Genomic DNA, 13,883 nt, shown 5'->3' on the forward strand with positions numbered 1-13,883 from the left:
GAGGGCGGGCGAAGAGCATGATCCGCACCGTCTCGATCTGGCGATGGCAACTGGTGTTCATGGGCAGCATCGTCGCCATCGTGGTGATGATCACCGCCTTCAAGCCCCAGACCTTCGCCAACCCTCTGATCGTCACGGGGATCGCCCTCGTCGTCGTGACCACTCTGGTGACCCTGGCCGTGCCCTGGCATCGACTCCCGCACAGCGCGGTGGCTGCCATCCCGCTCCTGGACGCCCTCGCCGTCGGCTTCACGACGAACGCGCCCGACATCCGCCTGGGCTTCCTCTGGGTCTTCCCCGTGGTCTGGCTGGCGACCTACTTCTCCCTGCCGTGGGTGCTCGGAGGCATCGCCTTCATCAGCGGTACCCTCGTGGTCTTCGCGGATCAGAACGGCACTCCGGCGGACATCCTGCTGCGGCTGTTGACGCTCGTGATCACCCTCGGGTTCCTGGGCGTCACGGTGCGCATCGGCGCTCAGCGCTCTCGTGCGGCACGCCGACTTCTCCAACGGCGGTCGGAGCAGGTCAATCGCGCGGCCGAGCGCGCCGAAGCCAACCAGCGCAGGGTCACGCAGATCGTCGACGCGCTGGGCGCCGCGCTCGTCGTCGTCACATCGTCCGGTCGCATCCTGCAGATGAACGACGCGTACAGGTCTCTGTACGGGCGCGACCGCTTCGGCGCCGCTCTGCCCTCCGCCTCGGTCGAGTACGACGCGCGTCGCGGCCATGCCGTGCCGCAGACGCGCACGACGCTGGCAAGGGCGGCGCGCGGAGAGACGTTGCAGTCCGAGCGGGTCTGGCTGTTCGACGGCGGTGGACAGTGGAGGGCGCTGGAGGTGAGCACACAGCCGATGGCCACGGCCGGCGAGGGGGAGGACATCACTCTCGTCGTGATCGATGATGTGACCGCGATGCTCGAGGCCGAGGAGGAGCGCAGGGCGTTCACGGCGGTCGTCTCGCACGAGCTGCGCAACCCGCTCACCGCGATCATCGGCCACGTGGAGCTGCTGCGCGAACGCGAGGATCTCCCGGGCAGGGTGCCCGCTCAGCTCGAGATCATCGCGCACGCGGGCGATCGCATGCAGGAGCTCGTCGGGAGCATCCTGGAGCAGACGAGCCACACGGCTCCGGAGCCGTTCGCCCCTGTGGACCTGCGCGAACTCGTCGAGGCGTCCGCCGCTTCGTACTCACCGCTCATCGCCGGCAGCAGACAGACCCTCACCGTGGAGGGGGAGGGCGGACTCGTCGTCTCCGGCGACGCTTTCCGCCTGCGCCAGGTGCTGGACAACCTGCTCAGCAACGCCGTCAAGTACACCCCCGCCGGAGGGATCATCACCGTGGACCTCTCGACAGGGCCCGATGGGTACGCGGAACTCGCTGTCTCCGACAACGGTACGGGGATGTCTCCCGAAGACCTCTCGCGGGTGTTCGAGCCCTATTTCCGTGCGGACAGCGCGATGCGCGCCGGCATCGGCGGAACGGGGCTCGGGATGGGGATCGCCAGGGAGATCGTCGCCGCCCACGAGGGCACCATCGATGTGGTCAGCGAGGCCGGCACCGGAACCAGGGTGACACTGCGGTTCCCGCATCACCGAGCGAAGGAGAAGCACACATGAGTCCGCTCGTTCCGGTGAGCGTCGACATCACCACCAGCATGGTGGCCGTCGTCACCGTGCTGACAGCGCTGGTGGTGGGGCTCGGCACACTCGCCCGCCCGAGCCGCGCGACGGTGACCTGGGCCGGCGCGTTCGGGCTCGGGATGCTCGGGGCCTACCTGTGGCTGGCCGGGCAGCAGACCGATGAGCAGATGCTGCGCGCCGCGGCCTCTGCGCTGATGCTGTGCTTCGAGCCGCTGGTGTGGATCGGACTGCGGCTGCACTTCGGTCGCCGCGCATCCTGGTGGGCGGTGATCCCCTTCCTGGTGGCCGCCCCCGTGCTTCTCGTGGCGACGACCGAGACGCCCTGGTATCTGCCCACGTTCCACGTCGTCTTCCTCGTCAGCGGGGTGTTCGCCGGCATGGTCGCGTACGAGCTCCTGCGCGGACGACCCGTGGCCAGGGACATCGTGCTGCCGCTGGCTCTCGCCTCGTGCGGATTCGTGGTCGTGGCGGTCGTGAGCGCCGCCTCCGCCCTCGTCGTGGGCGGTGCGGGAACCCAGGAGCAACTGAGCGCGCTGCGCGGCATGAACGCCGTCGGGACCCTCGTGGTGAGCACCTGCGCGGCCTTCACCCTCGTGCTGCTGGTGCGCGTGGGGGAGAAGGCCGCTGCCGGTCGCAGCACCGACGGGGCGGATCGCGCCCGCAGACGTCTGCGCAAGGCCGAAGCGCAGAACGACCAGCCGTGGTCGGTCCTCGACATCCGACTCGACGATCCGGTCGACCTCCGCGAAGCATCGACCGGAGCGGAGTTCGCCCGCATCGTCGATCGCTTCCACGACGACATCGAGGACGCTCTGCCGGCATCGGCGGACGCCGATCGGATCGAGGACGGGCGGGCCGTCGTGATCATCCGTGGCAGCGACGAAGCGGTGCGGTATCACCTGCGCGCCATGCTCACCCGCATCGCCATGCTCGAGAGGGGAGCCTCCGCGAGTGGTATCCGCTCCTCCGCCAGCATCGGCTGGGCGCCCGTGTCCGTCGTCGGCTACGACTACGACCTGCTGCGGGCTGCGGCGGACCGGGCCGCGGTCAGAGCCAGGGCGGCGGGCGGCGATCAGTGGAAGCGCGCCAACGCGGACGACCTGATCGGCGTGCGACCGGCGGGCTGACTACCGCGTGCGGGTCTCTCGTCCTCGCGCGAGGGCAGCGACGATCGCGCCTTCGGCGTCGTCACCCGTCTCGGCGGCGGCCGACACGTTCTCGGCGACCACGGCCTCGATAATCTCGGTCCTCTGGATGCGCGTCTCGCGCGGCGCCTTCACGCCGATGCGCACGCTGTCGCCCTTGATCTCGAGCAGCGTGACCTCGATGTCGCCGTCGATGCGCACGCTCTCACCGATCCGCCTCGTCAACACCAGCATTCGTTCAGCCTAGTGCTGCGGGGACGACGCCGACCGCCGGTGCGGGGATGTCGTGCACGACGCCCACCGTCTCGATCGTGAGAGCCGCGGCAGTCGCCTCGTTGTACGACAGCACGGGGAGGCCGTCGGTCTGCGCGGAGACGAGGCGCCGCACGGCCGGTCGCAGCGAGGGTGCGCACACGAGTACCGGCTCGCCGCCTTCCCGCACCGAGGAGACGGCGTGCTTCACGGACTCGATCACGGTCTCCATACGCTGCGGATCGAACACGATCTGACTGCCCTCGTCGCTCGAGCGCAGGCTCTCGAGCATGGCCTGCTCCAGCAGCGGGTTGATCATGACGACGCGCAGGGTTCCGGCATCGGCGAAACGGGCGGCGATCGCCGGGCCGAGGGCGGCGCGGGCGGCCTCGATCAGGCCCTCCGGCTCGGTGGACACCCTGGCCCGCAACGCGAGAGCCTCGTAGATGCGGCTGAGGTCGTTGATGGGGACCCGCTCCGCCAGGAGGCCCTGCAGCACGCGCTGCACCTCTGCCAGCGAGAGCAGAGCGGGGGTGAGCTCCTCGACCGCAGCGGGCGAGACCTGCTTGAGGGCGTCGGTGAGCTGGCGCACGTCTTCGCGGCTGAGCAGTCGAGCGGCGTGGGCGTGGATGACGCTGGAGAGATGCGTGATGATCACACTCGCGCGGTCGATCACGGTGGCCCCGGCGAACTCTGCGCTGTGGCGCATCTCCATGGGGATCCACTTGCCCTCGAGACCGAAGACCGGGTCGAGCGTCGCCGTGCCGGGAAGGCTGTCCAGCCCCTGTCCGAGCGCGAGCACCGACCCGACGGGTGCCGTACCGCGACCGGTCTCGACCCCGGCGATCCGGATGACGTAGGTCGCCTGCGGCAGCTCGATGCTGTCGCGGGTGCGCACCGGTGGCGCGACCAGCCCCAGATCGAGGGCGATACGGCGTCGGAGGGCTTTCACGCGTGCGAGGAGGTCGTCCGGGCCCCCGGTGACCAGATCCACGATGTCGGGGGCGAGCAGGATCTCGAGCGGATGCACACGCATCTTCTCGATGAGCTCCTCCGGCTGGTCGGTCGGAACCGTCGACGGGCTCTGCACCGCAGCCGCCTCTTCGCGTTTCTGGGTGGCCTTGATCCGCTGCGCGATCAGCAGCAGCGTCGCGCCGATCGCGACGAACGGCAGCATCGGCATGTGCGGGATGAGCGACATGATGATCGCGGCGCATCCGGCGATGATCAGCGCATTGCGGGACTGGCCGAGCTGGGCGGACGCCGCCGTCCCCATCTCCGCCTCCGCCGTGGAGCGGGTCACGATCATGCCGGTGGAGACGGCCATCAGCAGGGCGGGGATCTGCGTGACCAGACCGTCGCCGATCGTCAGCAGGCTGTAGGTGCTCACGGATTCGTCGATCGTCATGCCGTGCTGCACGATCCCGATGGCGATGCCGCCGACGATGTTGATGATGATGATGACGAGACCGGCGATCGCGTCGCCCTTCACGAACTTGGACGCACCGTCCATGGCTCCGTAGAAGTCGGCCTCGGCCGCCACCTCGGCGCGGCGCTCGCGGGCCTCCGCATCGGTGATGAGTCCGGCGTTCAGGTCGGCGTCGATGGCCATCTGCTTGCCGGGCATCGCGTCGAGCGTGAATCGTGCGCCGACCTCGGCCACGCGCTCCGCACCCTTGGTCACGACGACGAACTGGATGACGACGAGGATGAGGAACACGACGGCGCCGATGATGAGCGAGCCGCCGACCGCGATGGCGCCGAAGGCCTCGATCACCTGCCCCGCATACGCCTCGCCGAGCACCAGACGGGTGGAGGCCACGTTGAGCCCCAGGCGGAACAGCGTCGCCACGAGCAGCAGCGAGGGGAAGACCGAGAAGTCGAGCGGCTTCTTCACGAACATCGACGTCAGCAGGATCACGAGCGCGAACATGATGTTCAGGATGATGAGGATGTCGAGCAGGAACGGCGGCACCGGCACGACGAGGAGCATGATGATGCCCACGACGCCGATCGGCACTCCGAGCTTGGGAAGCAGCTGTCTCATGCGGTCCTCCGGTAGGGAAGGGAGTGGATGCCGCGGGCGGCCCCGCGTCGTCGCAGCGAGTCGACGAACACGAGCACACGGGCCACGGCGTTGTACAGGTCTTCGGGGATCTCGTGCCCGAGCTCGCAGGCGGCGTGCAGAGCCCTGGCGAGGGTGATCTCGCGCACCAGTGGGACACCGGCGCGCACGGCCTCGTCGCGGATGCGCTCCGCGATCACGCCGCTGCCCTTCGCGACCACCTTGGGCGCAGCCCTGCCGGGTTCGTACCGCAGTGCCACGGCGATGTGGGTGGGATTGACCACCACCACATCGGAGCCGGCGACGGCCGCGATCATGCGGTTGCGGCTGACAGCGAGCTGCCGTGAACGGCGCTGCTGGCGGATGAGCGGATCGCCTTCGGAGTTCTTGCTCTCGTCGCGGATCTCGCGCTTGGTCATGCGCGTGTGCTTGCGGTTGCGTCGCATCACCACGAACATGTCGATCGCGGCGAGGGCCAGCCCCACGCCGATCGCGGTCTGCAGCAGGGCGGTCGTGCCTTCGCTCGCGGTGCCGAGCAGTCGGGTGACGGAGTGCGCCCCGCTCGCGGTCAGCACGGGCATCAGGCTCGCGATCACGAACCAGAGGGCGATGCCGATGGCGGCGGTCTTCATGAGGGCCTTGGCGCCCTCCCAGAGAGCCTGCATGCCGAACACGCGGCGCACGCCGTTGACGAGGTTGAACTGCTCGAAGCGGCCCGTCAGAGGGCGCAGGTGCACACCCCCCTGGATGACCGCGCCGATCAGGGTGACGATCGCGACGGCCGTCAGCATCACGGTGAGCGTCGGGAGCACGGAGGCCAGGCCGCGGCCGAGCGCTGCGAGCGCGGCCTCCGGCGTCGGCGCCGCGACCAGGGAGTCGAGCGTGAGCAGCTGCTCCGTCCCCGCCGATGCACCGAGCGCGAACGCGGCGGGCATCGTGACGGCCGCCGCGCCGATGCCGAGCCAGGCCGTGAGGTCCTGACTGCGTGACAGGCGTCCTTTCTTCCTCGCTTCGCTGAGGTGCTTGTCCGTCGCCTTCTCGCTGCGTTCGCCGGTGTCGGTCCCGCTCATTGATGCACCCCCTGCATCATCCGCAGGGCGTTGGCGGCGAGGGCGTCGACGATGCCGGGGAGCACGGCGTAAACGGCTCCGGCGAGCAGCAGCGTGAGCAGGATCTTCACCGGGAAGCCCATCGCGAACGCGTTCAGGGCAGGGGCGACACGGGTGATGAGCCCGAGCCCGACATCGGCGAGGAACAGCACGAGGACGAGCGGTCCGGCGATCTGCACGGCCGCCAGCAGGAGCTGCGTCACCCCGTCGACGAGCAGTTCGGCAGGACCGGCCACCTGGAAGATACCGTTGACGGGCACGGCCTCGAAGCTCCGCGCGAGCCCGGCCAAAATCAGCTGGTACCCGCCCGAGGCGAACAGCAGCGTGAGCGCGGTGATGTGGAACAGCCGGGTGAACTGCGCGCCGTTGACCATCGAGTGGGGATCGAACGCCTGCGCGAGCTGGAACCCGCCGAAGACGTCGATCAGGCTCCCCGCGGCCTGGAGCGCGGAGAAGCACAGCAGCACCAGGAACCCCAGCAGGGCACCCGTGACGAGCTGCAGGACGAGCGCGCCGAGGAAGGGACCGGTGTCGAGGTTCTCGTACCCGGGGGCGACGGCGGTGCCGACGGCGAGGGAGAGCCCGATCGCGAGCATCGCCTTCACGCGCACCGGGATCGCCCCGTAGGAGAACGGCGGAGCGATCATGATGAAGGCCGTGATGCGCACCGCGGTGAGCATCGTGGCCTCCAGCCACGCGAAATCGATGGGGATGTACACGCCGTCATCCACTCAACAGCGAGGGGATGCGGGCGAACATCTCGTTGGTGAAGGCGATCATCTCGGCGATCATCCAGTTGCCGGCGATCAACAGTGCGATGCCGACGGCGACGATCTTCGGGACGAACGACAGCGTCACCTCCTGCACCTGGGTGATGGACTGCAACAGCGAGATCGCGAAGCCGACGACGAGCGCGGTGACCAGGACGGGGGCGGCGAGCTTCGCCGCGATGATCAGTCCCTGCGTGCCGATGTCGATGACCGCCTCGGGGCTCATCCGACCCCTCCGTAACTCTCCAGGAGGGCTCTGATGATGAGCCCCCAGCCGTCGACGAGGATGAACAGCAGGATCTTGAACGGCAGCGAGATCATGACGGGCGGGAGCATCATCATGCCCATCGACATCAGCGCCGCTGCCACGACGAGGTCGATCACCAGGAACGGGATGAAGATCACGAAGCCGATGATGAACGCCGCGCGCAGCTCGGAGATCATGAACGCGGGGATGAGCGTGTACATCGGGACGCTCGAGGGGTCCTCGGGGTTGGGCTGGCCGGCCATCCGCGTCATGAGCGCGAGGTCCTCTTCGCGGGTGAAGCGGAGCATCCACTCCTGCAGGGGCAGCTGGCCCACGTCGATGGCCTGTGCGAACGAGAGCGAGCCGTCGATGTAGGGCTGCACCGCGACCGTGTTGATCTCGGTGAGCACCGGCCACATGATGAACAGCGACAGGAAGAAGGACAGCCCCGCCAGCACCTGGTTCGGGGGGATGGTCGGCAACGAGAGGGCGTTCCTGGTCATCGCCAGCACGACGAAGATCTTCGTGAACGACGACATCATCAGCAGCAACGCGGGGGCGACCGAGAGCAGCGTGATGCCCAGCAGGGTCAGGATCGACCCCGACGGACCGCCGTCGACGCCGTTGATGTCGATCGTGACGCCCTCGCCCTGATCGTCCGGGGTCACCTGTGCGTGGGCGGCCGTGCCCGTGATGAGGGTGAGGACCACGACGAGTGCGAGTGCCGCGGCGAGGATCAGCGCGATTCGTCGCAGCGCGCGCCCGTCGACGACCCCACGGGTGACGCTCATCGGGTGCGCCGGATGGCCTCGGCGGTCTGCCGCCACGTCTCGGGGGAGAGGATGGAGCCGCGCAGCGGATCGTTGCGGTGCCGCACACGGCGCTGCGGCGCCGATGACTCCGGAGGGATGTCCGTCGATTCCGTCAGGGCCGCCGCGGCCAGGATCCGGTCGAACTCCGCGGCGTCGGACGCCGCTTCCGTGGTCGCCGGCGACCATGCCGGGCGGGGTGTCTCCTCCGAGGTGTCGGTCCGCTTGACCGGCAGCCGATCGACGACGTTCACGCCGTGCTCCGTGACGCCGAGCACGTATCGGGCGTCCTCGGTCTGGATCACGACGATCTGCGCCTTCGGGCCGACCCCCTGGCGTCCGAGCACCGTGATCGCCTCACTGTCGCGACGACGGGCCTGCGTGCGCGCGACACGGCGCTGCAGGAACCACAGCACTCCGAGTACTGCGGCGAGCGAGAGCACGACCCGCAGGCCGAGCAGGAGGTCGTCCAGGGTCAGGCCTCGACGTTCTCGAGGATGCGGGTGATGCGCACCGCGTAGTCCTGATCGACCACGACGACCTCGCCATGGGCGATGACGCGTCCGTTGAGCTTGATGTCGGCGGGGGCGCCGGCGGAGCGGTCGAGCTCGACGATGCGTCCGGGTTCCAGGTCCAGCACGTCGCGCACCGCCATCCTGGTGCGGCCGATCTCGACGGTGAGCTCCATCTCGACGCCGGCGATGCGGTGCAGCCGGCGGGACGGGTTCGCGGCTCCTGCCGGCGCGCGGGTGACGACGACGGCCAGGCGTCCGACCGTGTGGTCGGCGTCGTCCTGCAGATCGAACAGCTGCACAGCCGGGTCCGCGAAGAGGGCGGAGGCATCGCCCACGGCGGCCTCGCCGAGAGCGCCGGAGCCCAGTGCGCTGGTCGCGGTCTCGAGGGCATCGCGCAACCGATCGGTGAGCGGTGTGCCGCCGAGCCCGTCGACCAGGATCTCCGGCTCGAAGAGCTGCACGGCGAGCTGGGCGCTGGCCTCGCCGACGAACTGCACGATCACGGCGTCGCCGGTGTCGCCCGAGACCTGGGAGGCGCGTGCGATGAGCGGGGAGGGCGTCGGGAGCGATGCGGCGAAGGCGGCGGCGACGGCGGACTCGTAGGTGGTGGTGCTGCTCACGCGGACTCCTCGGCGGATGCGGGATCGGGGACGGTGGTGGTGACGACACAGGCCAGCCGCGCGCCCGCGCTGCCAACGGCAGCGGTCGCGATGGTCTGATCGCCGACGGTGAGGACCATCGGACGGTCGGCGGAGTGCGGGAAGGCGATGATGTCGCCCACAGCGAGATCGAGCACCTCGCGCGGCAGCACCGTTCGGGGTGCGAGCCGCAAAGCCACCTCGACCGGTGCCACCTCGACCTGGCGGCGGATCCGGTCGGGTGCGGCAGTGCGCTCGAGGTCGGAGGGACGCACGGTGAATCCCGCGAGCACCGAGGCGGGCAGCATCACGCTCGTCGGCACCGTGCGACCAGCCAGACGCATCGAGAACCGCGCGACGATGACGGGCTCACCGGCAGCCGCGACCTGCGCGAACTGCGAGCTGTACTGGATACCGCTGAACGAGACGCCGACGGGGAGCAGACCATCGAGCGCCCCGGTGAGGTGGTCGATCGCGTCGACGATCAACGAGCGGATCAGGGCCTGCTCGATCGGGGTGAAGGTGCGGTCCTCCGAGGCGGTCGATGCCCGGCCGCCGACCATCTGCACGATCCACGCCGTCGCGGCGGAGGTGGGTAGCTGCACGATGAGGCGCTCTTCGGATTCGGGGAGCGCGCACACGATCATGGTGGTCGTGGTGGGGAGGGACTGGGCGTACTCGCCGTAGGTCATCATCCCGACGTGCTCGACCGCGATCGTGGCCCGCACGTGGATCTTCGCCGACAGCTGCGCCGACCACTGCCGCGAGAACGTCTCGAAGGCGAGTTCCAGGGCGCGGGTGTGCTCGCGGGAGAGGGTCGCGGAACGGCCGAAGTCGTACACCTCGACTTCGGGGGCCTTCGCCGTCGTCCCCGCGCGCACTTCGGAGCGCACGCTGTTATCGATCACCACGAACCGGACTATCGGGCGGTGATCGGCGTGCGTTAGGAGGGAAGGGTGCTCAGGAGGCCGGCTTCCCCGCCTGGGCCTGGGGGATGAGGGCTCGCACCTCCTCGTTCGCATCGGACAGGACCACGATGTCGACCCTGCGATTCTGGGCCAGTGCGTCCGGTGCATCTCCGGCGGCGACAGGACGCGTGTCGCCGAAGCCGACCGACTTGAGATGGGCGGGGGGAAGACCCGAGGCCTCCACGAGGTGTCGCAGCACCTGCGTCGAGCGGCCGGCGGAGAGCTCCCAGTTCGTCGGGTACGGGGCGACCGACCCACGCACGTCGGCGTGGCCCTCGACCGAGATCTCGTTGGTGGTGGTGACCAGTACGGAGCCGAGCGCATCGAGGACCAGGAGCGCCTTGTCGCTGAGCGTCGTGCTGTTCGTGTCGAAGAACGTCTCCGCGCTCACCAGCCCGATCGTGAGGCCGCGCTCGTCGATCGTGAAGGTGACATCGGCCTCGAGACCGTTGTCGGCGAGCACCTGGCGCAGACGCTCGCGAAGCGCCGAGAGCTCGTTGAACTCGGTCTGCGCGGCGGCCAGGTCGACGTCGGCGAAGTCCTCGCCCTTCTCGTCGACCAGCTCCGGGGGCACGACCACGCCCGTCGTGGCGTCGATCTCGTCGGACGGCTCCTGCCCGAAGCCCGTGGCGAGAGAAGCGCTCAGAGCCTCGAACTTCTCCTGGTCGACGGTCGACATGGCGAACAGCACGATGAACATGCACATCAGCACGGTCACCATGTCCATGTAGGACGCCATCCACCGCTCGTCCGGACCGCTGTGCTCCTCCTGCGGCACGCGGCGACGGGCACGGACGCTCATGACGCCTGCTCCGTCTCCTCGGCTGCTGAGGTGCGGGCCTTCCGGCCGGATCGGGCAGAGGGACGCTCGGACACCAGCGCTCGCAGACGCTCGTTCACGAACTGGGGCGGAGCGCCGGCCTGGACCGCGAGCATGCCCTCCATGAGCACCGTCATGCGCTCGACTTCGAGCTCGCCGAGCCGCTGCAGGCGACCGCCGATGGGCAGCCAGATGAAGTTTGCCGAGAGCAGACCCCACAGCGTCGCCACGAATGCTGTCGCGATCATCGGACCGAGGGTGTCCGGCTTGTCGAGCTTCTCGAGCACGTGCGTGAGGGAGACGACGGTGCCGATGATGCCGACCGTTGGCGCGAAGCCTCCGAGCGTCATGTAGAAGCGTGAGGCGGTGCGGTTGCGGGCGGCGGTCGAGGTGAGCTCGTCCTCCAGCAGCGTGCGCAGGTCTTCCGCGTCCGTGCCGTCGGCGATGCTCTGCAGTGCCTGGCGCAGGAACGGGTCCTTCTCGTCCTCGAGTCCCTGCTCGAGGGCGAGGAGCCCTTCGGCACGCGCCTTCTCGGCGTAGCCGACCACCGTGTCGATCATGCTCGACGCGGTGCGGCGCTCACCGCGGAACGCGCGGGGGAGCGATTTGACCGCATGCAGCGCATCGCGCATGGTGCCGCTCGCGATGCCGACGGCGATCGTGGCTCCGAAGACCAGCACCATCGGGGCGGGGATCAGCAGCGATCCGAGGGTCGCGCCCTCGAGGTTGATCATGGCGATCAGGGCGCCGAACGCGAGGATCAGTCCGAGGATGAGAGACGGATCCATCAGAGACCGACCTCAGAAGCGGGGGCCGCGGAATCGGTTCCCGCTGCGGCGATCAGGGCGGCGGCGGTTGCCAGCACCCCGGCGCGGAACCGGGTGATCTGCGCGATCACGTCATCCATCGTCTCGGTGACGACGAAGGTCGCACCGTCGACCATGATGAGCGTCGTGTCCGGCGTTGCCTGGACACGTTCGATCAGGTCGGGATTCACCGCGAACCGCGAACGGTTCAGGCGCGTGAGGACGATCATGGGCTCCATCCTGGAAAGATCCGTCCGCGTTCCGAAGAGCACAGACCCGACGGCCCGTCCTGGGCTGTCGGGGGTGACTGTCGGCCGGACGGCGTTGCGCGTTAGGCGGGCTCGCCGTCGGTGATCGATGCCAGGATTCAGCGGACTCAGCGGTCGGCGAGCAGCTGGTCGCGCACTTGGCGCCGCAGCACCTTGCCGATGAGGGACCGGGGGAGGTCGTCGACGGCCGTGATCCGTCGCGGCACCTTGTAGGGCGTGAGCCGGGTGCGGCAGAAGTCGCGCAGCGCATCGACCTCGAGAGCAGCTCCGTCGCGGAGCACCACTGCCGCGACGACCTCTTCTCCACCGTGCGGCTTGGGGAGACCGACGACCGCTGCGGCCTCGACATCGGGGTGGGCGACGAGCGCATCCTCCACCTCGCTCGGCGACACGTTGAAGCCTCCCGTGATGATGAGTTCCTTGAGCCTGTCGACGATGGTCACGAAGCCGTCGGGCGAGACCTGGGCGATGTCGCCTGTGCGGAGCCACCCGTCGGGCAGCAGCGCGTCGGCCGTCTCACCCGGACGACGCCAGTACCCCCGGAACACCTGCGGGCCGCGCACGAGCAGTTCCCCTGGATCGCCGGCGGACAGGTCGACATCGGGGTCAGCGGGGTCCACGATCCGGATCTCCGTGCTCGGGAAGGGCACACCGACGGTGCCGGGGCGACGTGTCGGGCCCATCGGGTTGCCGAGCGCCACCGGCGAGCTCTCCGTCATGCCGTAGCCCTCGACGAGCAGGCCGCCGGTCGCCTCCTCCCAGCGTTTCACCGTCGCGACAGGGAGGCTCATCGCTCCGGAGATGGCGAAGCGCACGGTCGAGAGGTCGATGGTCCCTCGGGCGGCTGCGCGGGCGAGAGCGTCGTAGATCGGCGGCACGGCCGGAAGGAACGTGGGTGGCGTCGTCCGTGCCGCAGCCGTGACCAGGCCCAGGTCGAACGCGGGGAACAGGACCAGCCGCGCTCCGATGCTCATCGCGAAGGTCAGGCACAGAGTCATGCCGTACGCGTGGAACAGCGGCAGCACACCGTAGAAGGTCTCCTCGCCGTCGACGAGTCCGGGCACCCACGCCCGCCCCTGCATCGCATTGGCTCGGAGGTTGGAGTGGGTGAGGATCGCTCCCTTCGGGACGCCCGTCGTGCCGCTGGTGTACTGCAGGAGTGCGGTGTCGTCCAAGGTCGGCCCCGGCACTCGGCGTGAGATGCGTCGGTGCGCAGCGAGCTGCTTCCACGCGATCAGGTGCCGCGCTTTCGGGGTGCCGGTGAGCTTTGCGCGGGCCTCGCGGGCTTTGGGCAGAGGCAGACGGAGAGCGAGGCGCTTCGACAGCGGCATCGCCTCGGTGATGTCGACGCTCACGATGTGCTCGACCCTGACGTCGGCGGGGAATCCAGCGATCGTGTCGGCGGACTTGTCCCACACGACGGCGACCCGCGCCCCATGATCTTCGAACTGGTGGCGAAGCTCGCGTGCGGTGTACAGCGGGTTGTGCTCGACCACGATCGCCCCGAGCCGGAGGATCGCATAGAACGCCACGACGTGCTGCGGGGAGTTGGGCAGTACCAGGGCCACCCTGTCGCCGGCGCCGACCCCGAGCCGACGCAATCCCTCGGCGGCCCGTTCGACCTGCTCGCCGAGGTCACGGTACGACGTGACGGCACCGAAGAAGTCCAGCGCCGGTCGTCGAGAGAACGCCTTGACACTCGCGGCGAGCATCTCGGGCAGCGTCTGCGATGGTTCCTCGATCTCGGCGGGAACGCCGTCCGCATAGGAATCGAGCCAGGGACGTGCGGCGAGCGGTGATGCGGACATGTCTTCCATCCTGCCCGCGAAC

15 protein-coding genes are annotated in these 13,883 nt (G+C 69.1%); 2 read left to right on the forward strand and 13 right to left on the reverse strand.

The window, feature by feature from the left end; all coding sequences use genetic code 11:
• Positions 1-17 precede the first annotated feature (17 nt).
• Together ABRP18_RS04630 and ABRP18_RS04635 are read left to right on the forward strand one after the other, a co-directional pair.
• Positions 18-1,616 carry a cell wall metabolism sensor histidine kinase WalK gene (locus ABRP18_RS04630; protein WP_113681839.1) on the forward strand — a complete coding sequence of 533 codons (1,599 nt, stop codon included), beginning with the start codon at positions 18-20 and terminating at the stop codon, positions 1,614-1,616.
• Positions 1,613-2,767 (forward strand): hypothetical protein, encoded by a 1,155-nt coding sequence (locus ABRP18_RS04635; RefSeq protein WP_058632697.1) that lies wholly within the window; start codon positions 1,613-1,615, stop codon positions 2,765-2,767. Before ABRP18_RS04630 ends, ABRP18_RS04635 begins: the two co-directional genes overlap by 4 nt.
• On the opposite strand, the gene csrA is transcribed toward ABRP18_RS04635, so the two are convergent.
• From csrA to ABRP18_RS04700, 13 genes are all read right to left on the reverse strand, one after another.
• Positions 2,768-3,019 (reverse strand): carbon storage regulator CsrA, encoded by a 252-nt coding sequence (gene csrA / locus ABRP18_RS04640; protein ID WP_046747374.1) that lies wholly within the window; start codon positions 3,017-3,019, stop codon positions 2,768-2,770.
• 4 nt (positions 3,020-3,023) lie between these two features.
• On the reverse strand, positions 3,024-5,084 hold the full coding sequence (locus ABRP18_RS04645) for a flagellar biosynthesis protein FlhA (protein WP_349885624.1): 2,061 nt from the start codon (positions 5,082-5,084) through the stop codon (positions 3,024-3,026).
• The gene (locus tag ABRP18_RS04650) at positions 5,081-6,172 is read right to left on the reverse strand and encodes an EscU/YscU/HrcU family type III secretion system export apparatus switch protein (RefSeq protein ID WP_349885625.1); all 1,092 of its coding nucleotides are present in this window, start codon (positions 6,170-6,172) and stop codon (positions 5,081-5,083) included. The genes ABRP18_RS04645 and ABRP18_RS04650 overlap by 4 nt, the downstream gene beginning before the upstream one ends.
• Positions 6,169-6,930 carry a flagellar biosynthetic protein FliR gene (locus ABRP18_RS04655; protein ID WP_349885626.1) on the reverse strand — a complete coding sequence of 254 codons (762 nt, stop codon included), beginning with the start codon at positions 6,928-6,930 and terminating at the stop codon, positions 6,169-6,171. Before ABRP18_RS04655 ends, ABRP18_RS04650 begins: the two co-directional genes overlap by 4 nt.
• Before the next feature lie 4 nt (positions 6,931-6,934).
• Complete coding sequence (gene fliQ / locus ABRP18_RS04660; protein ID WP_017828226.1) at positions 6,935-7,207, reverse strand: flagellar biosynthesis protein FliQ; 273 nt, start codon at positions 7,205-7,207, stop codon at positions 6,935-6,937.
• The gene (fliP, locus tag ABRP18_RS04665) at positions 7,204-8,019 is read right to left on the reverse strand and encodes a flagellar type III secretion system pore protein FliP (RefSeq protein ID WP_349885627.1); all 816 of its coding nucleotides are present in this window, start codon (positions 8,017-8,019) and stop codon (positions 7,204-7,206) included. The genes fliQ and fliP overlap by 4 nt, the downstream gene beginning before the upstream one ends.
• A complete protein-coding gene (locus ABRP18_RS04670; protein ID WP_230977946.1) occupies positions 8,016-8,480 on the reverse strand; it encodes a flagellar biosynthetic protein FliO in 465 nt (154 codons plus the stop codon). Before ABRP18_RS04670 ends, fliP begins: the two co-directional genes overlap by 4 nt.
• 32 nt (positions 8,481-8,512) lie before the next feature.
• Positions 8,513-9,172: a flagellar motor switch protein FliN gene (fliN, locus tag ABRP18_RS04675; protein WP_046747378.1), complete on the reverse strand. Its 660-nt coding sequence runs from the start codon at positions 9,170-9,172 to the stop codon at positions 8,513-8,515.
• On the reverse strand, positions 9,169-10,101 hold the full coding sequence (locus ABRP18_RS04680; RefSeq protein WP_058632701.1) for a flagellar motor switch protein FliM: 933 nt from the start codon (positions 10,099-10,101) through the stop codon (positions 9,169-9,171). The genes fliN and ABRP18_RS04680 overlap by 4 nt, the downstream gene beginning before the upstream one ends.
• 49 nt (positions 10,102-10,150) lie before the next feature.
• Positions 10,151-10,960, reverse strand: coding sequence for a flagellar motor protein MotB (locus tag ABRP18_RS04685; RefSeq protein WP_046747379.1), 810 nt, complete (start codon positions 10,958-10,960; stop codon positions 10,151-10,153).
• Positions 10,957-11,766, reverse strand: a complete 810-nt coding sequence (locus ABRP18_RS04690) for a motility protein A (protein ID WP_058632702.1) — start codon at positions 11,764-11,766, stop codon at positions 10,957-10,959. The genes ABRP18_RS04685 and ABRP18_RS04690 overlap by 4 nt, the downstream gene beginning before the upstream one ends.
• The gene (locus ABRP18_RS04695; RefSeq protein WP_113680340.1) at positions 11,766-12,014 is read right to left on the reverse strand and encodes a flagellar FlbD family protein; all 249 of its coding nucleotides are present in this window, start codon (positions 12,012-12,014) and stop codon (positions 11,766-11,768) included. The genes ABRP18_RS04690 and ABRP18_RS04695 overlap by 1 nt, the downstream gene beginning before the upstream one ends.
• 146 nt (positions 12,015-12,160) lie before the next feature.
• Complete coding sequence (locus tag ABRP18_RS04700) at positions 12,161-13,861, reverse strand: long-chain-fatty-acid--CoA ligase (RefSeq protein ID WP_349885628.1); 1,701 nt, start codon at positions 13,859-13,861, stop codon at positions 12,161-12,163.
• Positions 13,862-13,883 lie beyond the last annotated feature (22 nt).

Origin of the sequence: Microbacterium sp. WHRI 7836, from assembly GCF_040223885.2 — a bacterium.
GTDB lineage: Bacteria > Actinomycetota > Actinomycetes > Actinomycetales > Microbacteriaceae > Microbacterium > Microbacterium oxydans.

What these genes read in the sequence shown, in the direction of transcription:
- ABRP18_RS04630 (WP_113681839.1), top strand. Translation starts at nt 18, where the DNA reads ATGATCCGCACCGTCTCGATCTGGCGATGGCAACTGGTGTTCATGGGC.
- ABRP18_RS04635 (WP_058632697.1), top strand. Translation starts at nt 1,613, where the DNA reads ATGAGTCCGCTCGTTCCGGTGAGCGTCGACATCACCACCAGCATGGTG.
- csrA (WP_046747374.1), bottom strand. Translation starts at nt 3,019, where the DNA reads ATGCTGGTGTTGACGAGGCGGATCGGTGAGAGCGTGCGCATCGACGGC.
- ABRP18_RS04645 (WP_349885624.1), bottom strand. Translation starts at nt 5,084, where the DNA reads ATGAGACAGCTGCTTCCCAAGCTCGGAGTGCCGATCGGCGTCGTGGGC.
- ABRP18_RS04650 (WP_349885625.1), bottom strand. Translation starts at nt 6,172, where the DNA reads ATGAGCGGGACCGACACCGGCGAACGCAGCGAGAAGGCGACGGACAAG.
- fliQ (WP_017828226.1), bottom strand. Translation starts at nt 7,207, where the DNA reads ATGAGCCCCGAGGCGGTCATCGACATCGGCACGCAGGGACTGATCATC.
- fliP (WP_349885627.1), bottom strand. Translation starts at nt 8,019, where the DNA reads ATGAGCGTCACCCGTGGGGTCGTCGACGGGCGCGCGCTGCGACGAATC.
- ABRP18_RS04685 (WP_046747379.1), bottom strand. Translation starts at nt 10,960, where the DNA reads ATGAGCGTCCGTGCCCGTCGCCGCGTGCCGCAGGAGGAGCACAGCGGT.
- ABRP18_RS04690 (WP_058632702.1), bottom strand. Translation starts at nt 11,766, where the DNA reads ATGGATCCGTCTCTCATCCTCGGACTGATCCTCGCGTTCGGCGCCCTG.
- ABRP18_RS04695 (WP_113680340.1), bottom strand. Translation starts at nt 12,014, where the DNA reads ATGATCGTCCTCACGCGCCTGAACCGTTCGCGGTTCGCGGTGAATCCC.
- ABRP18_RS04700 (WP_349885628.1), bottom strand. Translation starts at nt 13,861, where the DNA reads ATGTCCGCATCACCGCTCGCCGCACGTCCCTGGCTCGATTCCTATGCG.